The sequence below is a fragment of the Streptomyces sp. CA-251387 genome, from assembly GCF_050936625.1.
In the GTDB taxonomy this organism is placed as follows: Bacteria; Actinomycetota; Actinomycetes; order Streptomycetales; family Streptomycetaceae; genus Streptomyces.
Genome location: NZ_JBNJMJ010000001.1, coordinates 8,861,203 through 8,887,231, shown reverse-complemented (window position 1 = coordinate 8,887,231; position 26,029 = coordinate 8,861,203). Strand labels below are relative to the sequence as shown.

The window sequence follows — 26,029 nt, the reverse complement described above, 5'->3', positions numbered from 1 at the left end:
GTCAACACCACTGACTCTGGAGTAAGTTCGTCTCGGCCACCTCAACCGCCCACTCTGCGCGTCAGGTTCAACAGGTACTCCTTCCGGTTCAGCGGGTTGAGGTCGGTGCGGCGGCGCTCCGGGACCGTGCCGCGCGGGGCGGGCGCGTAGTGGTCGAAGGCGCTCTCCAGCTCGCCCTCGCCGCGCGTCAGCCCCGGCAGTTGCTGCTCCAGTTCGTGCACGTGGGCCGCGGGCACCGAGCCCTCCAGCGAGCAGGTCGTACCACGTGTCTCCGTGGTCTGCGGCACCGCACGCAGCCTGGCCAGCACCGGCAGCAGAGCCGCCAGGGTGTCGGTCGGGGCCTCGATGCGGAAGCGGTGCAGGGGCTCGTGGACCTGGGTGCCGGCCCGGCGCAGGGCCTCGATCAGGACCAGCGGGGTCAGACCGCGGAAGTCGTAGCCGGTGCTGGACATGCTCTTGTCGAAGCCCTGGTGGGCGTGGCTCTGCCGGGGCGAGTAGCCGGAGTGGGTCATGGTGACGGTGCAGTCGGGGATCTGCCAGCCGTACAGCCCCTGGCCGAGGGTCTCGCGGACCGTGTCCTCGACGGCCTTGAAGAAGGCGTACGGCATGGAGCCCAGCTCCACCTCCAGACGGAACTCCACGCCGGATCCGGGCGGCTCGGGGTCGACGCGCAGGCCGACCGTGGCGAGGAAGGGGTTGCCGTCCTTCTTGTTGAACTCGACCGCCGCGCCCGAGCCGACCGGCCGCTCGACGCACAGCGGTGTCGTCTCGCGGAAGGTGACGTGGACGCCGAACTCGTCGGCGAGCGTGGCTTGAATGACCTCCTTCTGCACCTCGCCGTAGAGGGAGACGAAGGTCTCCTGCCGTACCTCGTCGTGGCGCAGGTCGATCAGCGGGTCCTGCTCGGCGAGCCGGGTGAGGGCGCGGTGCAGGGCCCGCCGGTCGGCGCCGTCGGCCGGGACGACGACCGTTTCGAGGGTGGGCGGGGCGAAGAAGTGCCCGTACGCCTTGCGGGGTTCGCCAATCGCGTCACCGATCCTGATGTCGGCCAGACCCCAGAGCTTGGCGATCCGGCCCGCCGTCACGAGGTCGTCCCTGACATCCGTGCCCTGGTCGAAGACGCTGATCGCGGTGACCCTGCCCTCCGTGCGGGTTTCACCGTCGGCTCGGGTTTCACCATCGGCGCGGGCCTCGCCGAAGGGGATCCGGTCGCGGGTGCGCAGAGTGCCGGAGAACATCCGCGCGTACGCGACCTTCTCCCCCGCCGGGCCCCGCTCCACCTTGAAGACGGTGCCCGAGACCGGCGCGTCGGGGTCGCCGCCCGCGGCGGGCAACAGCTCCCTGATGCCGCCGATCAGCGCGCCGACACCCGCGCCCGTGATGGCGGAGCCGGCGTACACGGGGTGGACCAGCGCCTGCCGGGTCTGCTCGGCGAGGGCAGCGCGGAGACGGCCGTACGAGACCGTGCCCTCGAGGTACGCCGCGAGCAGCTCGTCGTCGTGATCGGCGAGGATGTCGAGTGCCGAGGGTGCGAGGCCGGGGACGAAGCGGGCGTCGCGGGTGCCGGGGGCGCCGACTGTCCCCATCGGCACGACGGCCGCCGTCAGCCGCTCAGAGACGGCCCGCAGGACGGCGTCGTACCGCGCCCCTCGTCGGTCGATCTTGTTGACGAAGACGAGCGTGGGGATGCGCAGCCGCTGCAGCGTGCGCATCAGGACACACGTCTGGGGCTGCACGCCCTCCACGGCCGAGACGACCAGCACGGCCCCGTCGAGCACGCCGAGCACCCGCTCCACCTCGGCGATGAAGTCCGGGTGGCCTGGGGTGTCGATGAGGTTGACCGTCACGTCGTCGAGGGCGAAGGAGACGACGGCGGACTTGATGGTGATGCCGCGCTTCCGCTCCAGCGCGAGGGAATCGGTCTGCGTGTTCCCGGCGTCGACGCTGCCGATCTCGTCGATCACGCCGGCCGAGTGCAGGAGGCGCTCGGTCAGGCTGGTCTTACCTGCGTCGACATGGGCGAGAATTCCGAGGTTGAGCAAGTGCACGAAGCGTCATGTCCTTCGATGAGGGGGTCGTTCCTTCCTGCGGGGACATGAACGCAGTGCGCATTGCTTCTCCTGGATCTCTTGGTGACCGGTTCCATGAAAGTGCAGCAGACCGGTCGTCGCGCGGGCAACGGATTAACGCCCGGACGCCGACTCCTCCTCTATGTGATGGACGTCACAACACCTCAATCGATGTCCTCAGGTCATCGTATGACCTGATCTCCCGCGGAGAAGTTGAGTTGAGCCGACGCTCTGACGACACAGAGGAGGATGGGCATGAACGACCAGAACAAGCCCGCACGGCCGCGTGTAGGCGTGGTGGGACTGGGAGCCATGGGTCTCGGGATGGCCCAGAGCCTGCGTACCGCGGGCTACGACGTCGCGGTCCACGACCTGCGACCGGACGTGGCCGCTTCCTTCGCGCGGGACGGCGGGACGGCGTTCGCCTCCTGCGGCGAGCTGGCGGCCGCGGTGGACGTCCTGGTCGGCGTGGTGGTCAATGCGGCGCAGGTCGAGTCCGTGCTGTTCGGTGCCGACGGGGCGGCGGACCGGCTCCACCCGGGCGCCGTCTTCGTGATGTGTTCCACGGTCGACCCGGGCTGGTCCGCCGAGCTCGAGGAACGTCTGGCCGAGCAGGACGTGCTCTATCTGGACGCTCCCGTCTCGGGTGGCGCCGCGCGCGCGGCGGCCGGCGAGCTCACGATGATGACGTCGGGCTCCACCGCTGCGTACTCCGTCGCCGACCCGGTGCTGGAGGCCATGAGCAGCACCGTCTACCGCCTGGGCGACCGTGCCGGGCTGGGCTCGAAGGTCAAGATCGTCAATCAGCTGCTCGCGGGCGTGCATATCGCCGCGGCGGCCGAGGCGATGGCCCTCGGCATCAAGGCCGGTGTTCCCGCCGAGGCGCTCTACGAGGTCATCACGCACAGCGCCGGCAACTCATGGATGTTCGAGAACCGCATGGCGCACGTGCTCGCCGGTGACTACACGCCCCTGTCCGCGGTCGACATCTTCGTCAAGGACCTGGGGCTCGTACTGGACGCCGCCAGGCCGGAGCGGTTCCCGCTCCCCCTCGCCGCGACCGCCCACCAGATGTTCCTCCAGGCGTCGGCGTCCGGACTGGGGGCCGAGGACGACAGCGCGGTCATCAAGATCTTCCCGGGCGTCGACCTGCCCAAGCCGGTGGAGGCCTGACATGGGAATCCGCCTCGGGTGCATCGCCGACGACTTCACCGGCGCCACCGACCTGGCCAACAACCTGGTGCGCGCGGGCATGCGTGTGGTCCAGCTGATCGACGTGCCGCCTGCCGGCGCCGAGCGGGCGGTGGACGCGGACGCCGTCGTCATCGCCCTCAAGTCGCGGACCGTCCCGGCCGCCGACGCCGTCGAGGCGTCCCTTCGAGCACTGGACCGGCTGCGGTCCATGGGCGCCGAGCAGGTCTACTTCAAGTACTGCTCCACCTTCGACTCGACCCCGGCCGGCAACATCGGTCCGGTCACCGAGGCCCTGATGGACGCACTGGGCACCGACTTCACGGTCGCTACGCCCGCGTTCCCGGACAACGGACGCACGGTCTTCAAAGGCCATCTCTTCGTCGGCGACGTGCTGCTCGCCGACAGCGGCATGCGCCACCACCCGCTCACCCCGATGACCGACTCCAACCTGGTCTCCGTCCTCGGCGCGCAGACCACGCGAGCGGTCGGCCTCATCCACCACACCGTCGTCGCCGAGGGAGCCGAGGCGATCCGGGCCCGCATCGATGCCCTGCGCGAGGACGGCTTCGGGATCGCCATCGTCGACGCCGTCTCCAACGACGACCTCGTGCGCCTGGCCGCGGCGGTCCGGGGGCTGCCCCTGGTGACCGCCGGCTCGGGCCTGGCGATCGGTCTGCCCGCGAACTGGGGGTTCAAGCCGTCCCGCGCCGCCGCGCAGCTGCCCCCTCCCGACGGCCACAGAGCCATCGTCTCGGGATCGGTCTCGGCCGCCACGAACCGTCAGGTCCTTGAGTATCTGCGCAGCGGCCGGCCCGCGTTCAGCGTGGATCCGTTGCGCGTGGCGGCCGGTGAAGACGTGGTCGGGCAGGCCCTGGCCTTCGCCGCCGCGCACTTGGGCGACGGGCCGGTCCTCGTCTACTCCACCGAGTCGGCCGATACGGTCCGTACCGTTCAGGGCAGGCTCGGTGCCGCCGAGGCCGGTGAGCTCGTGGAGCGGACCCTGGCACGCGTCGCACAGGGGCTGGTGGAACGGGGCGTCCGCCGGCTCGTCGTCGCGGGTGGCGAGACCTCGGGGGCGGTCGTCCAGGCGCTCGGCCTCACGGGGCTGCGGATCGGACCGCAGATCGATCCCGGTGTGCCGTGGTGCGCGGCGGTCCTTCCTGGCGGAGAGACGCTCCACATCACGCTCAAGTCCGGCAACTTCGGCGGCCCCGACTTCTTCACCTCCGCGTTCGACCTCCTGGACGAGGAGGCCGTATGACGCGGCAGCGGGGCACCACCGCGGAGGCAGCACCCGACGGGGCCGTCGACGAGGCGCGCAACGAGATCGTCCGCGTGGGCACGAGCCTGTTCGCCCGGGGCTACGTCCATGCCGGCGCCGGCAATATCAGTGCCAAGGTCGGCGACTGCCATCTGATCACTGCCACCGACGCCGCCCTGGGGTTCCTCGAACCCGACCGCCTCGCACTGGTCGACGCCGGCGGCGAGCAGATCGCGGGCGACCGGGCCAGCAAGACCCTGACGCTCGAGTCCACCGGCATCGAGGGCAACCTCGCGATCGGCGTGCTCAGCGCCGTGCCGTTCCTGGCCGCACTCGTCACGACGAACCTGTTCGGACGTTCCGCGGACAGGCGCCGCGAGCGCCGCTGGCACCTGGTCGTCCCGAGCCTGATGGGCGCCGTCGGCTTCTCGCTGGCGGCCGGCTGGGCCGGGTCGACCGCGCTGCCCCTGGCCGCACTGTCCTTCGCCGCGGCCGGGGTGCTGACCCTGCGCGCCGCTGTTCTGGTCGCTGCCCACCGCGTTCCTCGGCGGTACGGCCGCCGCGGTCGGCCTCGCCGCGATCAACTCGGTGGGCAACCTCGCCGGCTTCGCCAGCCCTTACATGATCGGCGCGCTGAAGGACGCCACCGGCTCGACGTCGCTGCCGATGTACGTCCTGGCGCTCGGCCTCGTCGTCGGTGCCGCCGCGGTGCTCATCACCGACAAGCAGGTCGTCAACCGCTGACCGGGCCCGTCCTGGTCCGACGTATCCCAACACAGGAGCCGGCATGCCGAGGTTCGCAGCGAACCTGTCCATGATGTACACCGAGCACGACTTCCCCGACCGCTTCGCCGCGGCCTCGGCGGACGGCTTCACCGCCGTCGAATACCTCTTCCCCTATGCCTACGACGCCACCGAGCTGCGTCACCGACTCGACGGCCACGGCCTCCGGCAGGTGCTCTTCAACGCACCTCCCGGGGCATGGGAGTCCGGAGAGCGTGGCATCGCGGCCCTGCCCGGCCGCGAGGCGGAGGTCCGCTCCGGGATCGCCCGGGCTCTGGAGTACGCCGCTGTGCTGGACTGCCCGCGGTTGCACGTGATGGCCGGGCTCGTGCCGCCGGACGCGACGCCGAAGGAGCTGGCCGAGCACCGGGACACCTACCTGTCCAACCTCGCCTGGGCCGCGGAGCGAGCCGCCACGGTGGGCGTCGACATCCTGATCGAGCCGATCAACGGCCGTGACATGCCGGGGTACTTCCTGTCCCGGCAGGCGGAGGCCCACGCGGTGGTGCAGGACGTGGGAGCCCCGAATCTCAAGGTGCAGCTCGACCTCTACCACTGCCAGATCGTCGAAGGCGACCTCACCACCACCCTGCGCCGCGACCTGCCGACCGGCCGGGTCGGTCATCTGCAGATCGCGGGGGTGCCCGACCGCCACGAGCCCGACCGCGGCGAACTCAACGTGAAGCATCTGTTCCGCGTGGTCGACGACCTGGGCTTCGACGGGTGGATCGGCTGCGAGTACGTCCCCCGTGCCGGCACGAGCGAGGGTCTCGGCTGGCTGAACGACTACCGAGGAGACAGCGCATGGGGATCGCCATCACGGGCGGCTTCGGCTTCCTGGGACGACAGCTCACCAGCACCCTGCTCAGGACGCGGACGTTTCGCGGCGCACCGATCGATCGCCTGGTGCTCGCCGACCGGTTCGTACCGTCCGAGTCGCAGTCGGCGTCCGACCCCCTCGTGGAGATCGCGCGGGGCGACCTGACCGACCGCCTCGACGAGGTGTTCGCGGAGCCGGTGGACGTGCTGATCCACCTCGCCGCCGCCGTCTCGGCCGAGTGCGAGGCCGACTTCGACCTCGGCATGACCGCCAACCTGGACACCACCCGCGCCCTCCTGGAAGCCGCCCGGGCCCAGTCGGCTGCCGGTGGACCGACGCCGCGCGTGGTGTTCTCCAGCAGCGTGGCGGTCTACGGCTCCGACCCGGCGTTGCCCCTGCCGTCCGTGGTCAGCGAGTCGACCCTGCCCACGCCACAGTCGAGCTACGGGATCCAGAAACTCGTCTGCGAGCAGCTGGTCGCGGACTACACCCGCCGCGGTTTCGTCGACGGACGTGTCGCCCGCCTGATGACCGTGTCGGTGCGGCCGGGCAAGCCGAACGCGGCCGCATCCGGCTTCCTGTCCGGCATCATCCGCGAGCCGCTCGCGGGCCTCCCGGCGATCTGCCCCGTGCGTCCCGACCTGCGGGTGGCGCTGGCCTCGCCACGGCGCACGGTCGAGGCGATCCTGCGCATCGCGGAAGTCGAACGCGGCACCGGGCGGGGCCGGCTCGACGGCGGGCTGCCGGTCAACCTTCCGGCACTCACGGTCTCGGTCGCCGAGATGCTGGCCACGCTGCGGCAGGTGGCCGGCGATGCCGTGGCCGATCTGGTCACGATCGCGCCCGATCGTGACATCGAGGCCATCGTGGGCTCGTGGCCTTCCGTCTTCGACAATACGCGCGCCGCCGCGCTGGGGCTGGAGCCCGACCCGAGCTTCGCCTCGGTGGTACGGGACTACCTCACCGACCACCCCGACGCAGTCCTGGCCGACCCACCGCTCGCGGCGGGACAGCCGGACCTGGATCTATAGACTGAAAACCATGTTTTCCAAGGTGCCCGGTCCCGTCCGGCTCGCGGATCAGGTCGCCGCAACGCTCTCCGAGGAGATCGAGTCGGGGCGGCTGGCCGAGGGCGACCGACTGCCGACCGAGGTCGAGCTGGTCAAGCAACTGGGCGTCAGTCGCACGGTGGTGCGCGAGGCCCTCTCCAGGCTGCGCAACGCGGGCCTCGTCGAACCGCGCCAAGGGATCGGCGTGTTCGTCCTGCCACGGCGCACACGCCCGCTCGACCTCGAAGCCGAGAGCGCCGACACCGAAGCAAAGGTGCTGCAGATCGTGGAGGTACGCCGCGCCATGGAGGGCGAGGCGGCCTCTCTCGCAGCCACCCGGGCAACGCCCCGCGACCTCGCGCGGATGCGTGAGGCACTGGACACGATCGACTCGGCGGTCGCGGCCGGCGGCGACGGCGTGGACGAGGACCTCGCCTTCCACCGGTCCATCGCCGAGTCGACCGGAAACACGGTGATGGTCTCCACGGTGCGGTACCTGGGCGACGTGCTGCGCAGCGGCATCCGCGTCACGCGCGCGAACGAGGCCCGCCGGGACGACTTCATCGAGGCGGTCCGGCAGGAGCACCACGCCATCCTTGCCGCCATCGAGGCAGGCGACGCCCGAGCGGCACGCACCGCCGCGCGCCGCCACATGAAACACGCCGCCGCCCGGCTCCGGGACACGGACGACCGGTTCTGGACCGAGACCGAGGACCTCGAGGTGGATCTCGACGCTCCTCCCTGACCTGCAAAAATACAAGTCGGAAGGTCATCGGCGGACCACACCAGAAAGTACCCACGAGTATGCGTGACATTCTCCCGGTGGTCGGCGGCTGGTACGCGGCCCGAACGCCGTTCGGGCTCGCGACGGTGGTCGCCACGAGCCGCAGCGCCCCGCGCGATCCTGGGGCCGCGATGGCCGTGGGACCGGACGACGAGGTCGTGGGCAGCGTGTCCGGGGGCTGTGTCGAAGGGGCCGTGTTCGAGCTCGCGCAGGAGGTGGTGGCGAGCGGGGAGGCGCGGCTGGAGACCTTCGGGTACAGCGACGAGGACGCGTTCGCGGTCGGGCTCACCTGCGGCGGTGAGATCACGTTGCTCGTGCGGCCCGTGACGGCCGAGAGCGATCCGGCGTTCGGCGAGGTCGCGGCGTCGGTCGCCGCGGGCCGCCCGGTCACGGTGGCGACGGTGACCGATGGACCAGCTCCGCGCGGGGCGACCCTCGCCGTGTGGCCGGACCGGGTCGCCGGCACGCTCGGCGCGCCCGGCCTGGACGTGGCCGTCACCGCCGACGCACGCGGCGAACTCGCCCTCGGCGCCACGGGCCTCAGGCACTACGGCCCGCACGGTGAGCGCCGCGAGGACGCGGTCACCGTCTTCCTGCACTCCTTCGCGCCACCGCCCCGCATGCTGGTCTTCGGCGCGATCGACTACGCGGCCGCCGTCGCCCGCATCGGCGACTTCCTCGGCTACCGGGTCACCGTGTGCGACGCACGTCCGGTCTTCGCCACGCCGAAACGCTTCCCGGAGGGCGTGGAGGTGGTCGTGGACTGGCCGCACCGCTACCTGAGCGGCACCGACACCGACGAGCGCACCGTGATCTGCGTGCTCACCCACGACCCGAAGTTCGACGTGCCGCTGCTCGAGGAGGCACTGCGGCGCCCGGCGGCGTACATCGGGGCGATGGGCAGCCGCCGTACGCACGACGACCGGATGAAGCGGCTGGTCGAAGCCGGGCTCGGCGAGGGCGAGTTGGCCCGGCTGCGCTCTCCGGTCGGGCTGGACCTCGGGGCCCGGACGCCCGAGGAGGTCGCCGTGTCCGTCGCCGCGGAGATCGTCGCGCTGCGGTGGGGCGGCACGGGCGCCCCGCTGACGGCCACGGCGGGCGCGATCCATCCATCGTCGTAGCGGCCGGTCGGAGGACGGCGGCCCGCCGGGGGCGACGGCGGCCCAAGGTCAGCCGACGGAGCCGCACCATCTGTTCCGCACGCGACAGGCGACGATCGCCCAAGAATGACTCGAATCCGGGTTTAGGGCGCGCACGGAGGGGTAGGCGCGCCACAACGGAGGCCTACGTGGCCCCCGAACCTCACCTCGGAGTGGGAAGGAGGTCCGTGAAAGCGCATTACTCGCAGCGCCCGGGCCGCTTCCCTGCGTACGGAGCGGCCCGGACTTTGTTGCGGCGCATCCCCGGTTGATGCGCCTTGCCTTCGGGCAGGACGCGCCGGCCAGCCCGGCCCGTGCCTGCACCTGGCCGATGAACGCGTCGTGCTGCATGACCTCACCCCCTTGTGGCCGCTCTCCGGACGTCCCGGGCGCCCGGCGCCGAAGGTCCGAAACCGGCCGTCAGCGCGGTGGCAGCCGGTGCAGTTCCACGTCCGTGAGGCGGCCCTCGCCCACGGTGGCGGTCATGTAGGTGCAGTGGGGCTGACGGCGGCGGTCGGTCGGGGAGCCGGGGTTGAGCAGGCGCAGGCCCGAGGGGGCGGTGGTGTCCCAGGGGATGTGGCTGTGGCCGAAGACCAGGACGTCCAGATCGGGGAAGCGGGCGGCGCAGCGCGCCTCACGGCCCTGGGCGGGGCCGGTCTCGTGGACCACGCCGAAGCGCAGGCCGCCGAGTTCGACGTACGCCACCTCGGGGAGCCGGGCGCGCAGATCCGGCCCGTCGTTGTTGCCGTACACGCCGACGAGCCGGGCGCAGCGGCGCTCCAGCAGGTCGAGTGTGGCCGCGTCGACCCAGTCCCCGGCGTGGAACACGACGTCGGCGCACGGGAGTTCGGCGAGGAGCCGGGCGGGCAGTTCCTTGGCGCGTTTGGGCAGGTGGGTGTCGCTCATCAACAGCAGGCGCACCTTGTCAGGCTACCCGCGGGAGAGGACTTCGTCCGAGGTCGGCGGGTGTGGGTGACGGTGTCGGCCGGGCGTGGGGACCGTGGTTGAGCGGTGGACAAAACCGGTGACGTGGTTAGGATTTGGCCACGAGCGCCGTAATCTGACGCAAACGCACAGCGACCCCTAGGGGGCTGGACCCGGATGCCGGTCAAGGTCAGCGTCGTCGTTCCCGTGTACAACCCCGGGGTCTATGTCGAGGACTGCATCGAGTCACTGCTCAGACAGTCGCTGCCCCCGGACGAGTACGAAGTGATCTTCGTCGACGACGGTTCCACCGACGACACGCCGGCCCGGCTCGACGCGCTCGCCGCCACGGATCCCCGGGTGACCGTCGTGCACCAGGAGAACTCCGGCTGGTCCGGCAAGCCCCGCAACGTCGGCATCGCCGCCTCCCGCGGCGAGTACGTGATGTTCGTCGACAACGACGACTACCTCGGCGACGAGGCCCTCGAGCGGATGTACGGCTACGGCGTGGCCAACGCCGCGGACGTCGTGGTCGGCAAGATGGCCGGCAAGGGCCGGTCGGTGCCGGTGGAGCTGTTCCGCCGCAACCACCCGCGGGCCACCGTCGAGAACGCGCCGCTGATCGACAGCCTCACCCCGCACAAGATGTTCCGCCGCGCCTTCCTCGACGACATCGGTCTGCGCTTCCCCGAGGGCAGGCGGCGCCTGGAGGACCACGTCTTCGTCACGGAGGCGTATCTGCGCGCGAGCAACGTCTCGGTGATCGGCGACTACGTCTGCTACTACCACGTCCGGCGGGACGACGCCTCGAACGCCGGTTTCCAGCGCTTCGATCCGGGCGGTTATTTCAAGAACCTCCGGGAGGCCCTGGACGTCGTCGAGCGGTACACCGAGCCGGGCCCGCTGCGTGACCGGCTCTTCCGGCGGTGGCTGCGGGTCGAGATGGTCGAGCGGATGCGCGGGCGGCGTTTCCTCGCGATGCCGGCGGACTGGCGACGGGAGCTGTTCGAGGAGATCCACCAGGTCGTGGTGGAGCGCTTCGGACCCGATGTGGCGGCCGGGCTCCAGCCGACGCAGCAGGTCGTCGCCGCGCTGATCACGGCGGGCCGGTACGACGACGTCGAGGCCTTCGCCGAGTGGGAGGCCGGCATCGCCCTCACGGCCGTCCCCGAACACGTGGCCTGGGAGGACGGCACGCTGCGGGTCGGTTTCACCGCCGAGTACACGTCCGCCGGTGAGCCGATGACCTTCGCCGCCGATCCGGCCCCTACTCCGCTGGACGGCCCGCCCGAGGACCTGGCCGCGGCCCTCGCCTGGGTGGGCGCCGACACCGTCGCCCGGTTCGGCCAGGCCACCGCGGACCTGCTGCTGCGTGAGCGCGCCAGTGGCGCCCAGTACTTCCAGCAGGTGGAGTTCGCCCGGGAGGAGATGCCGGAACCCGGCGCTGACGGCCGCGTCCGCCTGCTCCTGCGCGCGACCGCCGCCGTGGACCCCGCCACCCTCACCAGCGACGGTCTGTGGGACGCCTTCGTCCGCGTCAAGCTGGGCGGCTGGACCAAGGAGTGCCGCCTCGGCCCCACCCCGCGCGGGGACCGCCCCGCCCCGTACGCCGGCATGGTCGGCGGCCACGTGGTCCTGCCGTACTGGACCGCACCGCACGCGAACCTCGCCCTGGACGTCGACCGGGCCACCCACCGCCTCGGCCTGGACGCCCTCACACCGGACGACGTCACGATCGTGGCCGACCGGCTGCGCGCACCGCTCCCCCTCCACGTCCCCGACGCCGGCACCGGCACCGGCACCGGCACCGAAGTGTCACTCCGCCTCACCTCGTCCGGCACCACCCACGACGTGTCCGCCACGCTGTCCCCACACGGGCCCGGGGCACTGCTGGAGGCGGTGCTCCCCCTCGGCGAGCTGGGAAGAGCGACCTGGCGGGCAGCACTCGGCACGCCCGGGCCGCGCTTCCTCACGCTGCCGTTCGCCCTACGGGCCGGGGCCGGCGGAATGCGGGCGGTGCGGGCTCCCCACGCCGGCACCCTACGGCGGTTGGTCCGCAGGGCACGGCGCCGACTCGGCACGGTCCTGGGCCGTACGGAGGCCCGGCTCCGGGCCCGGGCCGCCCGGGCCCGGAGGAGGTGACGGCATGCGATCCCTCGGCATCGAAGGCGCCTGGGCGCTGGAGCCCAAGGTCTTCCCGGACGACCGGGGCACCTTCCACGAGTGGTACCGCGGCACGGAGTTCCGCGAGGCCACCGGCTACGACCTCTCCCTGGCACAGGCCAACTGCTCGGTCTCCCACCGGGGCGTACTCCGCGGCGTCCACTTCTCCGACGTACCGCCCGGCCAGGCCAAGTACATCACCTGCGTGCGCGGCGCCGTCCTCGACGTGGTCGTCGACATCCGCGTCGGCTCCCCCACGTTCGGCCGCTGGGAGGCACTGCGCCTGGACGACACCGACCACCACGCCGTGTTCCTCGCGGAGGGCCTCGGCCACGCCTTCATGGCGCTGACGGACGACGCCACGGTGGTCTACCTGTGCTCGACGGGCTACGCACCGGAGCGCGAGCACGGCGTGCACCCGCTCGACCCGGACCTGGCCATCGCCTGGCCCGACCACATCCCACCGGTGCTCTCACCGAAGGACGCGCAGGCACCGTCGCTGCCCGAGGCAGAGCGGGCAGGCATGCTCCCCTCGTACGAGGCCTGCACCGCCCTCTATGACCAGCTACGCCACTGACGGCGGCGGCAACGCCCCGAAGGGGCGCGGGGAACTGCGCGACCAGCCACAACGGCGCCGCAGCCGCCAAGCGGCTTATCGCGGTACCCCGGAAGAGCGCTCAACGGCCCGCCGCAGCGCCTCCCAGCCCCGAGACCGCCCGACACCCAACCGGCGAGCCCGCGCCAACGGCCTCCAGAAGTCCGCCCCCAACAGCGCCTCCGGCGCCACCGCCCCCGCCCGGTCCAGAATCGTCTCCGGCACCTTCTGCGGATCGGGCACCTCATACTCGGCCACGATCTCGTCGTACCGATCGCGCAGCACCGTACTGCGAGGATCGGCGCCGAACACCACGAGCTGCCCGGTCGGCTGCGTGTCGACGAGAACGGTCACCAGGTCAGGGCGATAGCGGCCGAGGATCTCGGCGATCTTGTACACGTCACCGGTCCACGCCCCGGTGTGCCGGTCCCGCGCCGCCTCGTCGACGTTGCGCGGCAGCATGTCGTCGAAGACGATCACGCTGGTCCAGTCGGAATGCCGTTCGATGTTCATGAAGTCGCGCAGCGCGTACTCGAACAGGTGCATGCCGTCGATGAACGACAGGTCGAGGACGGTCCGCCGCCAGTACCCGAGCGGACTGCGCCCGCGGCGCAGGTTGCGCAGGGGATGACGCCCGCCCTTGAGGTGGATGAGCGGGTTGTCGCGGGCGAAGAAGTCGTCGCTGGTGGCCTTGACCAGGTGGACGTCGCAGCGGATCTCCGTGACGACCTTGAAGGCGGGGTCGACGGCGATGCTGGGGACGCGGGAGAGTCTGAGGCTGCGGCCGTCGTTGACGCCGATCTCCAGGTAGTTGCGGTTGCCGCTGACCTTGTGCAGCTCCTTGAGGAATTCATGGCGTTTCACGAAGGGTCTCCTTGCGGATCCGGGGCAGTGCTTCGTGCAGGGCGGTGCGCCAGTCGCGCGCTCGCGCGAGGCCGAGCCGCTGCAGGCGGCCATGCCCGAGGACGCTGTACGCGGGGCGGGGCGTCGGCCGGGGGAAGTCCTCGCTGGTGACCGGCCGCACCCGGTCGGCGTCGGCGCCGAGCAGCCGGAACACCTCACGGGCCAGCTCGTACCAGGTGGCCTCACCGGAGTTGGTGGCGTGCAGGACGCCGGTCGCGTCCACGCCGACGCGCGGGCCGAGGTCGGCGATCGTCGCGGCGACATCGGCGGTCCAGGTGGGCTGACCGCGCTGGTCGTCGACGACGTCGACGGTGTCGCGGCTCGCCTCCAGCCCGATCATCGTGCGGACGAAGCTGCGGCCGTGGACGCCGTAGAGCCAGGCGGTGCGCACGACGGTGCTCGCGGCCGGGAGTTCGTCCAGCACGCCCCGCTCGCCTGCCAGTTTGGTGCGGCCGTAGGCGGTGCGGGGGGCGGGGGGATGGTCCTCGGAGTAGGGGGTGTGGGCGTCCCCGGCGAAGACGTAGTCGGTGGAGAGGTGGATCAGACGGGCCTCGTGCGCGGCGCAGGCCCGGGCGAGGAGGCGGGGGCCGTCGCCGTTGACGCGCAGGGCCCGTTCCTCGTCCTTCTCGGCGTCGTCCACGGCCGTGTACGCGGCGCAGTTGACGACCACGTCGGGGTGGTGTGCGGCGAGGGCGTGGTCGACGGCTCCGGGGCTGGTGATGTCGAGGGCGGCGTGGTCGAGGCCGGTCACCTGCTCGCCGCGGGCGAGGAGTTCCTCGACCGTGTCGCGGCCGAGCATGCCGCCCGCGCCGGTGACCAGCCACCTCATCCGTGCTCCTCGTCGACGCGCCGCTTGAGGGGTTCCCACCAGGCGCGGTGGTCGCGGTACCAGGCGACGGTGGCGGCGAGGCCCGACGCGAAGTCGTGACGCGGGCGGTAGCCGAGTTCGGTGCGAGCCTTGGTCCAGTCGACGGAGTAGCGCAGGTCGTGGCCCTTGCGGTCCTCGACGTGCCGCACCTGGCCCCAGTCGGCTCCGCAGCCATCGAGCAGCAGCGCGGTGAGGTCCTTGTTGCTCAACTCGGTGCCGCCGCCGATGTTGTAGATCTCGCCGGGGCGGCCCTTGGTGCGGACGAGTTCGACGCCGTGGCAGTGGTCGTCGACGTGCAGCCAGTCGCGGACGTTGAGGCCTTCGCCGTAGAGCGGGACCTGCTCGCCGTCGAGGAGGTTGGTGATGAAGAGCGGGACGACCTTCTCGGGGAACTGGTGCGGGCCGTAGTTGTTGGAGCAGCGGGTGACGCGGACGTCCAGGCCGTGGGTGCGGTGGTAGGCGAGGGCGAGCAGGTCGGAGGAGGCCTTGGAGGCGGAGTACGGCGAACTGGGCCGCAGGGTGTCCTCCTCGGTCGCCGAGCCCGTCGTGACGGAGCCGTAGACCTCGTCCGTCGATATGTGCACGAAGGGTTCGACGCCGTAGCGCAGGGCCGCGTCCAGCAGGGTCTGGGTGCCGACCACGTTGGTGAGGACGAAGTCGTCCGCGCCCGCGATCGAGCGGTCCACATGGGACTCGGCGGCGAAGTGCACGACCTGGTCGGCCTCGGCCATCAGCTTGTCGACGAGTTCGGCGTCCCGGATGTCGCCGTGCACGAACTCCAGCCGGGGATGGCCGAGTTCGAGGTTGTCCAGGGTGCCGGCGTAGGTGAGCTTGTCGAGCACCGTGACCCGTGGCGCGTCCGGCGCTCCGGGTGCGTCGCGGGCGAGCAGGTTGCGGACATAGGTCGAGCCGATGAAGCCGGCGGCGCCGGTGACGAGAAGGTTCATGAGTGGATCTGCACCTTGCTGTGGTCTCCGAGGACGAGGCGGTGGGCGCTGGGCACGCTCGGCGCGGGGGTGACCTGGACGTGCCGGCCGATGAGGGAGGACTCGATGCGGCCGACGCCGTCGATGGAGGAGTCCCGCAGCACGATGGAGAACTCCAACTCGCTGTCGGTGATACGGCAGTTCTCCGCGATGGAGGTGAAGGGGCCGACGTAGGAGTCCTCGACGAGGGTGCCCGAGCCGACGACGGCGGGGCCGACTATGCGCGAGTTGACGATGCGCGCCCCCTCCTCGACGACCACCCGGCCGATGGTCTCCGACGCGTCGTCGACGTCGCCGTCGATGCGGCGCGGGAGGCTCTCCAGGACGGTGCGGTTGACCTCCAGCATGTCGGTGACGTTCCCGGTGTCCTTCCAGTAGCCCTTGATGACCGTGCAGCGCACGTCGGCGTGGGAGTCGATCAGGTGCTGGATGGCGTGGGTGATCTCCAACTCGCCGCGCCAGGACGGTGTGATGGCGCGGACCGCGTCATGGATCGCGGGCGTGAAGAGATAGACGCCGACCAGGGCGAGGTCGCTCTTGGGGTGCTGGGGTTTCTCCTCCAGGCCGATGACCTGGCCGGTTTCGTCGAGTTCGGCGACGCCGAAGGAGCGCGGGTCCTGGACGCGGGTGAGCAGGATCTGGGCGTCGGGGCGGTTGCTGCGGAACTCGTCGACGAGGCCGGTGATTCCGCCGACGATGAAGTTGTCGCCGAGGTACATCACGAAGTCGTCGTCGCCGAGGTAGTCGCGGGCGATGAGGACGGCGTGGGCCAGTCCGAGCGGCCGTTCCTGGGGGATGTAGGTGATGTCCAGGCCGAACTTGGTTCCGTCGCCGACCGCGTCCTGGATTTCCGCGGCGGTGTCGCCGACGATCACGCCGACCTCGGTGATGCCGGCCTCGGCGATGGATTCCAGCCCGTAGAAGAGCACGGCCTTGTTGGCAACCGGTACGAGCTGTTTGGCCGAAGTGTGCGTGATCGGCCGCAGGCGCGTACCGGCGCCGCCGGACAGCACTAGAGCCTTCATCTGCTTCACCATAGCCCGGATCCCGCCGATTTGACGGTGCCGGGATTGGCTTGTTCGTCACTGCCGGGCCGCCGGACGTTCACCGGAATCCGGCCTCACCGGCCCAACGCGATCTCGCTCCACACCTGTTTTCCGCCACTGACCGGCACCGTTCCCCAGGTCGCGGAAACGGCCTCCACCAGGAGGATGCCGCGGCCGCCGGTGGCCTCCCAGCTGATGCTGGTGGGCTTGACCGGCGTACGGGGCGAGGCGTCGGCGACGGCGACACGCATCCGGTCGTGGACGAGGGTGAGGTCGAGGCGGACCCGGCCGTCGGTGTGCACGAGGGCGTTGGTGACGAGTTCGCTGACGACGAGCAGAACGGCGTCCATGTCCTCGCGCGGCACGCCCCAGGCGCGCAGGGTGCGCCGGGTGAAGCGGCGGGCGTGGCCGACGGCTTCCGGGACGCGCCAGACCGTCCAGGTCTCGCGCAGCGGGCGTACGGCCATGCCGTCGTAGCGCATCAGGAGCAGGGCGATGTCGTCGCTGCGGCGCGCGCCGACGAGCAGGGCGTCGGCGACGAGGCCGAGGTGGGCGGGGTCGGAGAGGCTGAGTTGGTGGGCGAGCCGGTCCATGCCGTCGTCGATGTCGGCGTCGGCGGACTCCACGAGGCCGTCGGTGGTGAGGGCGATGACGGTGCCGGGCTGGAGCCGCAGCGGGCTCATCGGGAAGTCGGCCTGCCGCATCACGCCGAGCGGCGGGCCGCCCTCCGCCTCCGCGATCTCCGTGCCGCCGTCCGGGTGGCGCAGCACGGGCGGGAGGTGGCCGGCGCGTACGCACCAGGCGGAGCCCTCCTCCAGGTCGACGTCGACGTAGGCGCAGGTGGCGAAGAGGTCGGTCTCCATGTCCATGAGGAGGCGGTTGGCGTGGTGGACGACCACGTCCGGCGGGTGCCCCTCGGCGGCGTAGGCGCGCAGGGCGGTGCGCATCTGGCCCATGAGGGTGGCGGCGGCCGCGCTGTGGCCCTGGACGTCGCCGATGACGAGGGCCACGTGGTTGTCGGGCAGTGGGATCACGTCGTACCAGTCGCCGCCGACCTCCAGGCCGGCCGTGGTGGGCAGATAGCGGGCGACGGCCTCCGCGCCGGGCAGCCGGGGCAGGCGGCGCGGCAGCAGCTGGCGCTGGAGCATGCCGACGAGTTCGTGTTCGGCGTCGAAGGCGTGGGCGCGCAGCAGGGCCTGTCCGGCGAGGCCGGCGGAGGCGGTGAGCAGGGCGCGTTCGTCGGGGCCGAAGTCGTGCGGGGCGTCCCAGCCGATCAGGCAGGCGCCGGCCATCCGGCCGCCGGCGGGCAGGGGCAGGACGGCCAGGCCGCCGGGGCCGACGTCGGCGAGGGCGGGTTCCAGCGGGGTGCCGGCCGGCCAGATCTGGGCACGGCCCTCGCGCAGGGCGGAGGCGAGGGTGGGCATGGCGCGCACGGGTGCGTCGGGCCACTCGGTACGCCACTCCAGGCGCCACAGCTCCGGCCAGGACTCCGGTTCGGGCGGGTCGAGGACGGTGACGACGAGGCGGTCGTTCTCCAGCTCGGCGAGTGCGATGCGGTCGGCGCGCAGCGGCTTGCGCAGGGCGGTGACCACGGCGTGGCTGACGTCCCGGACGGTGCCGGCGGTGGCGAGGGCGGCGGCGAGGCGCTGGACGCGGGCCACGTCGGTGATCTCGGCGCGCAGGGTGGAGGCGTCGGCGACGGTGCCGACGAGGCGGGCGGGGTTGCCCTCGCCGCCGGGCAGGAGGCGGCCGCTGAGCCTGAGCCACCTGGGCGGGCCGGCGGGCTGCAGGACCCGGAACTCCAGCTCGCGGTCGCCGATGGACATGTGGTCGGCCTCGACGACGGACATCAGCGACGGCAGGTCCTCCGGCACGGTCAGGCCGAGCAGCGTCTCCACCTTGCCGTCGAAGTCGGCCGGGCCGAGGCCGAACAGCGCCAGGATGTCGTCGCCGACGTCGACGCGGCCGGTATCCATGGCGAGGGTGAACGCATTGGCGGGCAGTTCGCCGCGCTCGGTGACCGGGAGCCGGCCGGGGAAGGCGACGGCCTCGGCGACCAGTTCGAGGCAGGCCCGGTCGTCGGTGTCGAAGCCGCCGGGGTTCTCGGTGACGGCCAGCAGACAGCCGCCGCCGTCGCCGTGGGCGGGGAGGGCGGCCAGGTGGAAGTCCCGCGACGGCGACCGGCGCGACTCCGCCGAGTCGGCGAGCTCCTCGGGGGCGCGCCACACGGGCCGGGCGGTGCGGTGGGCGTCGGCGACCGGGGACCGTCCGGTCAGGGCGTAGCCGTCGCGCAGGCCGTACAGAGCCCGTGGCACGCCGGCGGACTCGATCAGGCACAGCAGCTCGCCGTCCTCGCTGGGCATGTAGACGGCCGCGAAGGAGGCCCTGCCGAAGACGAGCGCCTGCTCCAGGACCCGGCGCAGCCGGTCGGGTGAGTCCGGCTCGACGGAAAGCGCCTTCAGGGCGCTCTCGGCACGCGGACGCCTCGTCCTGCGTCCCGCAGCGCCCTCACTGACCACGTCCGCCATTACAGCGCTTGTGGGCCACCTGCGCAGCCCCTGTGACCGTTCGACGGAGTGTTGACGTGGGCAGTGCTCGAAACCCTCCGAACAGTTCTTGACGCATGCGTTCCGCACGGCGATCTCGTGACAGCCATGACTGTCCCTGCCCGCGGGCCCGCTGGAAGTCTCGGCATCGGGCCAAGGAGGGGGAGGCATGGACAAGCGGTACGAGGTGTACGCGCTCGCCGACCGGCATTTCTACGAGTCGCCCGACCGCATCTCAGCCGGGGCGCAGGGCAGCGAGCAGCTTTACGAGACGGCGCGGCGCGCGGTGCCGGAGGGCTGGGACGCGGCGCGGATCGGTGACTGGCTGGCGTTCACGCCGCTCGGCGCGGACGGGGCGCCGGTGCCCGGTCCGGCCCAGGGCTGGAAGATCCATGCCTCGGCCACCCGGGCGAACGCGGAGCGGATCGCGGCGATCGTGTGGGACTACTGCGTGCCCCGCCGTATCCCGTTCAAGTTCGTGCCGGGCCCGCATCTGCTGCATCTGCGCAACACCAAGTACGCCGCCCGTGACAGCAGCGGCAAGTTCGTCACGATCTACCCGGCCGACGAGGAGCAGCTGCATCTGGTGCTGCGTGAGCTCGGCCGGCTCCTGGAGGGCTTCGAGGGGCCGTACATCCTCACCGATCTGCGGTGGGGCGACGGGCCGCTCTACGTCCGCTACGGCGCTTTCGCGCGCACCTTCGTGGTCGACGAGCGGGGCTCGCTCGTGCCGGCGGTGGTGGACGGCGAGGGCAGGCGGGTGCCGGACCGGCGGGCGCCGTCGTTCCAGGTGCCCGAGTGGGTGACGCTGCCGGCCTTCCTGGAGCCGCATTTGGCGGCGCGGAACACCACGACGGTGGGCGACCTGCCGTACCGCATCGAGAAGGCGCTGCACTTCTCCAACGGCGGCGGGGTGTACGTGGGCACCGACACCCGGGACGGGCGCCGGGTCGTGCTGAAGGAGGGGCGCCCGCATGCGGGGCTGGCGGCCGACGGGGCGGACGCTATCGCGCGTCTGGAGCGGGAGAAGGCAGCTCTGGAGCAGGCGGCGGGGACGGGGGTGGTGCCGGAGGTGCGGGACTGGTTCACGCTCGGCGACCACCGGTTCCTCGTGATGGATTTTCTTCCGGGCCGCCCGCTGAACTCGTACTTCGCCGAGCGGCATCCGCTGCTCACCCCGGATCCCGATCCGAAGGCGGTGGCCGAGTACACGGCGTGGGCGGTGCGCATCCACGGGGCGGTTCAGCGGGCGGTCGAGGCGGTGCACGCACGCGGGATCGCCTTCAACGACCTGCATGTCTTCAACATCATGGTGGGCCCCGACGAGGAGTCGGTGTCCCTGCTCGACTTCGAGGCGGCGGCGCCGATCTCCGAACAGGGCCGGCAGGTGGTCGCCCACCCCGGCTTCTTCGCCCCGCCGGACCGTACCGGTGCCGACGTCGACCGCTATGCGCTGGCGTGTCTGCGGCTCGCCCTGTTCCTGCCGGTCACCACGCTGTTCGTGGTCGACCGCGGCAAGGCGGCCCATCTCGCCGAGGTGATCGCGGAGCAGTTCCCGGACGTGCCCCGGGAGTTCCTGGACGAGGCGGTCGCGGAGATCACGCGTGGCGCCCCGGTGCCCGCGCCGTCGTTCGTGGTGCCCGGGGACTGGCCGTACAGCCGCGACTCGATGGTCAAGGCGCTGCTCGCCTCGGCGACGCCGGAGCGCGACGACCGGCTCTTCCCCGGTGACATCACGCAGTTCTCCGACGGCGGCGGCCTCGGCCTCGCACACGGTGCGGCGGGGGTGCTGTACGCGCTGGACGCGGTCGGTGCCGAGCGGTACGAGGAGGGCGAGCGCTGGCTGCTGGCCCGGACCGCGCCGCCGCCGACGGGCACGCCGCTTGGCCTGTACGACGGTCTCGCGGGCGTCGCCCATGTCCTGGACCGGCTCGGCCACCGGCAGCGCGCCCTGGACCTGGTCGAGGGGATCCTCGCGGAACGGTGGCAGAACCTGTCCTCCGACCTGCACGGCGGACTGGCGGGACTCGGCCTGGTACTCGGCGAGTTGGCGGACAGGACCGGCGAGACCCAGCTGCGGGACCGTGCCGCCGAGGTCGCCGACATCCTCGTACGACGACTCGCGCAGCCGCCCGCGGACACGCCTCAGCGACGCCGGGCCGGGCTGCTGCGCGGTGCGAGCGGTCCCGCGCTGTTCTTGCTGCGACAGTACGAACGCACCGGTGAGCCGCGGCTGTTGGATGCGGCGGGCGTGGCGTTGCGCCGGGACCTGGAGTGCTGCATGACGCACCCGACCGGCTCGCTGGAGGTCGACGAGGGCTGGCGCACGCTGCCGTATCTCGGCGACGGCAGCGCGGGCGTCGGGATGGTCCTGGACGACTACCTCGCTCACGTCGCCGAGCCGGACGCGGAGTTCGAGCGGGCCCGCGCCGGGATCCTGACCGCGGCCACGAGTCGCTTCTATGTGCAGCCCGGTCTCTTCCAGGGCCGCGCAGGGATGATCCTGCACCTCGCCCGCACCACCACGCCGGGAGCGACCGGTGAACGGCTCGCCGAGCAGATCGCCGGGCTCGGCTGGTTCGCGATGGACTACCAGGGCCAACTGGCCTTCCCAGGGCACCAGATGATGCGGCTGTCGATGGACCTGGGCACCGGAACGGCAGGGTGCCTGCTCGCGCTGGGCGCGGCCCACGCGGCCCCCGGCGACGCGGCCGCCGCACACCTGCCGTTCCTGCCGCCGCTCGGGCGGCCCCCACAGCGCGGTTCCGCGAACTGACGGAGCCGTGACCCAACCCCGTCCCCACGGGTGGACGACACCGATAAGGAAGGAATGCGACATGGCACTTCTCGACCTGCAGACGATGGAGTCCGAGGACCGCACCGAGGGCGGCGGCCCCAGCACCCTCAGCCTGCTGTCCTGCGTCAGCGCCGCGAGCCTCACGCTCTGTCTCTGACGAGCACCGTGTGGCCATGGCTCCGGGCGGTCCGCTCCCGCGAGGGAGGGGCCGCCCGGGGTCGTACACACGGTCCCGACACGGGTCCCGCACAAGCGAGGGTGAGGTCCGCAGCCGTATGACACCAGCCGTCAGGACACTCCCCGGGCAGCTCGGTCCGGCCCCGGCCCGCTGTCTGGCCCTGTGCCTGGTGAGCACGGCCGCGACCGGCGCCGGGCTGCTGCTGCCCGCCGCGCTGGGCCACACCCTGGATCTACTGCTGACGCGGGCGCCGGCGACCCGCTGGGTGCTGTACTGCGCCGCGATCGTCGTGCTGCTCGCCCTGTTCGACGCGTGCGAGACCGTGCTGCGCGGCACGGTCGACGCCCGCACCACCGCCTGGCTGCGCCGGCGCCTGACCGGGCATGTCCTGGCCGTGGGCCCGCGCGCCGCCGCCCGCTTCGGGCCCGGAGACCTCGTCGCCCGGCTCGTCGGCAACGCCGCCCAGGCCGGCACCGCGCCGACCGCCCGCGCCGCGCTGCTCGCCGCCCTCGCCGGACCGGCCGGCGGCATCGTCGCCCTCGCGCTGATCGACCCTTGGCTCGCGGCCGTGCTGCTGGCCGGAACGCCGGTGCTGGCCCTGCTGCTGAGGGCCTTCGCCCGCGACACCAGGGACTGCGTGGCCCGGTACCAGGCGGCGCAGGGGCGGATCGCGCAGGCCCTCTCGGAAGCCGTCCGCGGGCACCGCACCATCGAGGCGGCGGGTACGGCCGACCGGGAGACGGCACGGATCCTGCGCTCGTTGCCCGAGCTGTCCGAGGCCGGGCACCGCATGTGGCGGGTGCAGGGGCGGGCCGCGGGCCAGTCCGTGGCCGTGGCCCCGCTGCTCCAGCTCGGCGTCGTCGCCGTGGCCGGGGTGCTGCTGGCCCGGCACCGGCTGACGGTGGGCGAGGTGCTCGCGGCCTCCCGGTACGCGGTCCTCGCCACCGGGGTCGGCGTGCTGGTCGGACAGCTCGCCGGGCTGGCCCGGGCCCGTGCGGCCACGGGGCGCCTCGACGAGGTCCTGGCGGAGCCCACGCCCGGCTACGGCGAGCGCGGCTTGCCACCCGGTCCGGGCCGGCTGGAGCTGCGCGGGGTGACCGCCCGGCGCGGTGGACGTGCCGTGCTCGACGGAGTCGATCTCGTGGTGCCCGGCGGGACGACACTGGCCGTCGTGGGCCGCTCAGGGGCGGGCAAGTCCCTCCTCGCCGCGATCGCCGGACGGCTGGCCGAGCCGGACGCGGGGGAGGTGCTGCTCGACGAAGTCCCCCTGCGTGACCTCACCCACGACGCACTGCGCCGGGCCATCGGCTACGCCTTCGAACGACCCGCCCTGCTGGGCGGCACGATCGAGGAGGAGATCGCCCTCGCCCTTCCGGCCCCCTCCCCCGCCCGCATCCGCAGGGCGGCCCGTACGGCCCACGCGGACGACTTCGTGCGCCGCCTGCCCCGGGGTTACGCCACCGCCGTCGCCGATGCCCCGTGCTCCGGCGGCGAGTCCCAACGCCTCGGCCTCGCCCGGGCCTTCGCCCACGGCGGCCGTCTGCTCATCCTCGACGACGCCCTCTCCAGCCTCGACACGGTGACCGAGGCCCGCATCACGGCAGCCCTCGTCGACGACGCCGAGCACAGCGCCACCCGCCTCCTGATCGCCCACCGCGCCGCCACGGCCGCCCGCGCGGACGCGGTGGCCTGGCTGGACGGGGGGCGGGTGCGGGCGGTGGGGCGGCACGCGGAGCTGTGGCAACTGCCGGAATACCGGGTGGTGTTCGCGGGCGGGGAGCAGCCATGACCGAGGCCATCCACCGGCGCGGACCGCGCTTCCGGCCGGATCTGGCGGACCGGTGGCAGGTGCGGGCCGCGCGGCGGCACGCGGAACCGTGGGAACTCCCCGAATACCTGGCAGTGTTCGCCAACGAGGAGCAGGAATGACCGACGGCATCCAGCAGCGCGGGCTGCGCTTCCTGCGGAGCCGGTGGCGGGTCGTGGTGCGGCTGGGCGGCTGGTCCGTGCTGGAGACCGGGCAGACCTTTCTCACCGGGTTCGCACTCGCCCGTTCCCTGGACGACGGGTTTCTGGCCGGGCGTCCCGAGGCCGGGCTCGTCTGGCTCGGGGTGGCCGGACTCGGTGTGCTCGTCGGGGCGTACGGCACCGCGCGGGTGTACGGCGCGGTCGCCGCGCTGGCCGAACCGCTGCGGGACCGGCTGGTCACCCGGGTCGTCTCACGCGGGGTGCGGGAGGCGGACGCCGGGGCGCTGTCCGGGCTGACCCAGCAGGTCGAGATCGCGCGGGACACCTTCGCCGGGCTCGTGATGGTGTCGCGTTCGTTCGTGTTCACCGCGGTCGGTGCCGTCGTGGGCCTGGTGTCGCTCGACCCGCTGCTCCTGCTGGTCGTCGTGCCTCCGCTCGCCGCGGGCCTGGGCCTGTTCGCGGCGACACTGCGCCCGCTGGCCCGCCGGCAGGAGGCGTTCCTCGTCGCCGACGAGGCGCTGGCCGACGATCTGGGCGCCGTCTGCCCGGGGCTGCGGGACATCACGGCGGCCGGTGCGGAGGAACGGGTCGCCGCCACCACGCGGACCCGTGTCGACGCCGAGCTGCGGGCCGCCTGCTCCCTCGCCCGCTGGGGTGTCCTGCGCGTGGCCTCCCTCGCCCTCGGCGGCCACCTCCCGATCCTGCTCCTCCTCACCTGCGCACCCTGGCTCCTCGACCGCGGAGTCACCCCCGGAGCCCTGGTCGGCGCCCTCGCCTACGTCACCCAGTCCCTGCTCCCCGCCCTGCACAACCTGGTCCACGGCTTGGGCACGAGCGGCTCCCGGCTGGCGGTGGTGCTGCGGCGGTTGACCCGTGAGGCGTCCTCCAGGGCAGAGGCCGCGGCAGGGGCAGGGACAAAGGCCGAGGCTGTGGCAGGGACAGGGGCCGTGGCAGAGGGAGGGGCCGTGGCGGAAACCGAGGCAGGAGCCGGGGCCAAAGCAGGGGATGAGGCCGGGCCCGGGCCGGGCGACGAGGCCAAGGTCGGAGCCCGCCCTGCCCACCCGTCCGACGCGCCCGCCGGCCCGCCCGCCCTCTCCCTCACCTCCGTCACCTTCGCCTACGGCCCCGCCGCGACCGCCGTCATCGACGACCTGGACCTCACGCTCCCGCCCGGCGCCCACCTGGCCGTCGTCGGCCCGAGCGGCATCGGGAAGTCGACGCTCACCGCACTGGTCGCCGGGCTGCTGGAACCGGCCCGTGGCACCGTCCGGCTCTGCGGGCACCCGGTGCCCGGGCCGGAGGCCGCCGCGCTGCGGGTGCTGATCCCGCAGGAGGCGTACGTGTTCACCGGCACGCTCGCCGAGAACCTCGGGCACCTGCGGCCGGACCCCGTGCCCGAGGCGGAGCTGCTCGCCGCCGCCGAGGCGGTGGGGTTCCTGCCGCTGCTCGAGGCGCTCGGCGGGCCGGCCGCGACGGTGGATCCGGCGGCACTGTCGGCGGGCGAGCGGCAGCTCGTCGCACTGACGCGCGCCTATCTGTCGCGCGCCCCCCTCGCCCTGCTCGACGAGGCGACCTGCCACCTGGACCCACGGGCCGAGGAGCGCGCGGAGCGAGCCTTCGCCGACCGGCCGGGCGGCACCCTGGTCGTCGTCGCGCACCGCATCAGCTCGGCCCGCCGCGCCGACCGCGTGCTGGTCATGGACGGCCGGCGTACGGCGTACGGCACCCACGACGACCTCCTGCGCCGCTCACCGTCGTACCGCGCTCTCGTGGGCGACTGGACGCCCGTGCCGTCAGAGACACCCGTCCAGTCGGACACCCCCATCCCGTCATAGACCCTCGCCCGTCAGACGCGCCCGCCCCGTCATAGACCCCCACCCCTCACACACACCCGCGGCACCCACGACGGCCTCCTGCGCCGCTCACCGTCGTACCGCGCTCTCGTGGGCGACCGGA

20 protein-coding genes and 1 pseudogene are annotated in these 26,029 nt (G+C 72.4%); 14 read left to right on the top strand and 7 right to left on the bottom strand.

Going from position 1 to position 26,029, the window contains the following annotated elements:
• Nucleotides 1-41 precede the first annotated feature (41 nt).
• Nucleotides 42-2,048 (bottom strand): GTP-binding protein, encoded by a 2,007-nt coding sequence (locus ACQEV2_RS39655; RefSeq protein ID WP_433053215.1) that lies wholly within the window; start codon nucleotides 2,046-2,048, stop codon nucleotides 42-44.
• A 276-nt stretch (nucleotides 2,049-2,324) separates the two neighbouring features.
• Here ACQEV2_RS39655 and ltnD point away from each other — a divergent pair, with 276 nt between their 5' ends.
• The 7 genes and pseudogenes from ltnD (at nucleotide 2,325) to ACQEV2_RS39620 (ending at nucleotide 9,081) form a co-directional block, all read left to right on the top strand.
• The gene (gene ltnD, locus ACQEV2_RS39650) at nucleotides 2,325-3,242 is read left to right on the top strand and encodes an L-threonate dehydrogenase (RefSeq protein WP_433053213.1); all 918 of its coding nucleotides are present in this window, start codon (nucleotides 2,325-2,327) and stop codon (nucleotides 3,240-3,242) included.
• Between the two features lies 1 nt (nucleotide 3,243).
• Nucleotides 3,244-4,524, top strand: a complete 1,281-nt coding sequence (gene otnK, locus ACQEV2_RS39645) for a 3-oxo-tetronate kinase (RefSeq protein ID WP_433053210.1) — start codon at nucleotides 3,244-3,246, stop codon at nucleotides 4,522-4,524.
• On the top strand, nucleotides 4,521-5,342 hold the full coding sequence (locus ACQEV2_RS39640; protein ID WP_433053208.1) for a class II aldolase/adducin family protein: 822 nt from the start codon (nucleotides 4,521-4,523) through the stop codon (nucleotides 5,340-5,342). The genes otnK and ACQEV2_RS39640 overlap by 4 nt, the downstream gene beginning before the upstream one ends.
• Nucleotides 5,312-6,082: pseudogene (gene otnI / locus ACQEV2_RS39635) on the top strand (2-oxo-tetronate isomerase); the annotation flags it as partial. The gene ACQEV2_RS39640 and the pseudogene otnI, both read left to right, overlap by 31 nt.
• A 29-nt stretch (nucleotides 6,083-6,111) precedes the next feature.
• Complete coding sequence (denD, locus tag ACQEV2_RS39630; RefSeq protein ID WP_433053205.1) at nucleotides 6,112-7,158, top strand: D-erythronate dehydrogenase; 1,047 nt, start codon at nucleotides 6,112-6,114, stop codon at nucleotides 7,156-7,158.
• A gap of 10 nt (nucleotides 7,159-7,168) precedes the next feature.
• Entirely contained in the window at nucleotides 7,169-7,921 is a 753-nt protein-coding gene (locus tag ACQEV2_RS39625; protein WP_433053202.1) for a FadR/GntR family transcriptional regulator, read from the top strand.
• A 59-nt stretch (nucleotides 7,922-7,980) separates the two neighbouring features.
• A complete protein-coding gene (locus ACQEV2_RS39620; RefSeq protein WP_433053200.1) occupies nucleotides 7,981-9,081 on the top strand; it encodes an XdhC family protein in 1,101 nt (366 codons plus the stop codon).
• A gap of 438 nt (nucleotides 9,082-9,519) precedes the next feature.
• Here the strand turns inward: ACQEV2_RS39620 and ACQEV2_RS39615 are convergent, their stop codons facing one another.
• The gene (locus ACQEV2_RS39615) at nucleotides 9,520-10,020 is read right to left on the bottom strand and encodes a metallophosphoesterase family protein (RefSeq protein ID WP_433053197.1); all 501 of its coding nucleotides are present in this window, start codon (nucleotides 10,018-10,020) and stop codon (nucleotides 9,520-9,522) included.
• A 180-nt stretch (nucleotides 10,021-10,200) separates the two neighbouring features.
• Between ACQEV2_RS39615 and ACQEV2_RS39610 the strand changes: the two genes are divergently transcribed.
• On the top strand, nucleotides 10,201-12,165 hold the full coding sequence (locus ACQEV2_RS39610) for a glycosyltransferase family 2 protein (protein WP_433053194.1): 1,965 nt from the start codon (nucleotides 10,201-10,203) through the stop codon (nucleotides 12,163-12,165).
• Nucleotides 12,166-12,169: 4 nt separating this feature from the next.
• A complete protein-coding gene (gene rfbC, locus ACQEV2_RS39605) occupies nucleotides 12,170-12,763 on the top strand; it encodes a dTDP-4-dehydrorhamnose 3,5-epimerase (RefSeq protein ID WP_433053191.1) in 594 nt (197 codons plus the stop codon).
• Nucleotides 12,764-12,838: 75 nt separating this feature from the next.
• On the opposite strand, the gene ACQEV2_RS39600 is transcribed toward rfbC, so the two are convergent.
• The 5 genes from ACQEV2_RS39600 to ACQEV2_RS39580 all read right to left on the bottom strand — a co-directional run bounded on the left by ACQEV2_RS39600 (nucleotide 12,839) and on the right by ACQEV2_RS39580 (nucleotide 19,112).
• A complete protein-coding gene (locus tag ACQEV2_RS39600) occupies nucleotides 12,839-13,645 on the bottom strand; it encodes a class I SAM-dependent methyltransferase (RefSeq protein WP_433053188.1) in 807 nt (268 codons plus the stop codon).
• Nucleotides 13,632-14,513, bottom strand: a complete 882-nt coding sequence (gene rfbD, locus ACQEV2_RS39595; protein WP_433053185.1) for a dTDP-4-dehydrorhamnose reductase — start codon at nucleotides 14,511-14,513, stop codon at nucleotides 13,632-13,634. The genes ACQEV2_RS39600 and rfbD overlap by 14 nt, the downstream gene beginning before the upstream one ends.
• On the bottom strand, nucleotides 14,510-15,499 hold the full coding sequence (gene rfbB / locus ACQEV2_RS39590; RefSeq protein ID WP_433053182.1) for a dTDP-glucose 4,6-dehydratase: 990 nt from the start codon (nucleotides 15,497-15,499) through the stop codon (nucleotides 14,510-14,512). The genes rfbD and rfbB overlap by 4 nt, the downstream gene beginning before the upstream one ends.
• Complete coding sequence (locus ACQEV2_RS39585; protein ID WP_433055145.1) at nucleotides 15,496-16,563, bottom strand: glucose-1-phosphate thymidylyltransferase; 1,068 nt, start codon at nucleotides 16,561-16,563, stop codon at nucleotides 15,496-15,498. The genes rfbB and ACQEV2_RS39585 overlap by 4 nt, the downstream gene beginning before the upstream one ends.
• A 95-nt stretch (nucleotides 16,564-16,658) precedes the next feature.
• Nucleotides 16,659-19,112, bottom strand: a complete 2,454-nt coding sequence (locus tag ACQEV2_RS39580; protein ID WP_433053179.1) for a SpoIIE family protein phosphatase — start codon at nucleotides 19,110-19,112, stop codon at nucleotides 16,659-16,661.
• Between the two features lie 187 nt (nucleotides 19,113-19,299).
• Here ACQEV2_RS39580 and lanKC point away from each other — a divergent pair, with 187 nt between their 5' ends.
• From lanKC to ACQEV2_RS39555, 5 genes are all read left to right on the top strand, one after another.
• Nucleotides 19,300-21,906: a class III lanthionine synthetase LanKC gene (lanKC, locus tag ACQEV2_RS39575; RefSeq protein ID WP_433053176.1), complete on the top strand. Its 2,607-nt coding sequence runs from the start codon at nucleotides 19,300-19,302 to the stop codon at nucleotides 21,904-21,906.
• A 61-nt stretch (nucleotides 21,907-21,967) separates the two neighbouring features.
• Entirely contained in the window at nucleotides 21,968-22,084 is a 117-nt protein-coding gene (locus ACQEV2_RS39570) for a SapB/AmfS family lanthipeptide (protein ID WP_433053173.1), read from the top strand.
• A 118-nt stretch (nucleotides 22,085-22,202) separates the two neighbouring features.
• Nucleotides 22,203-23,894 carry an ABC transporter ATP-binding protein gene (locus tag ACQEV2_RS39565; protein ID WP_433053170.1) on the top strand — a complete coding sequence of 564 codons (1,692 nt, stop codon included), beginning with the start codon at nucleotides 22,203-22,205 and terminating at the stop codon, nucleotides 23,892-23,894.
• Nucleotides 23,891-24,034, top strand: a complete 144-nt coding sequence (locus ACQEV2_RS39560; protein ID WP_433053167.1) for a hypothetical protein — start codon at nucleotides 23,891-23,893, stop codon at nucleotides 24,032-24,034. The genes ACQEV2_RS39565 and ACQEV2_RS39560 overlap by 4 nt, the downstream gene beginning before the upstream one ends.
• On the top strand, nucleotides 24,031-25,908 hold the full coding sequence (locus ACQEV2_RS39555; RefSeq protein ID WP_433053164.1) for an ATP-binding cassette domain-containing protein: 1,878 nt from the start codon (nucleotides 24,031-24,033) through the stop codon (nucleotides 25,906-25,908). Before ACQEV2_RS39560 ends, ACQEV2_RS39555 begins: the two co-directional genes overlap by 4 nt.
• Nucleotides 25,909-26,029 lie beyond the last annotated feature (121 nt).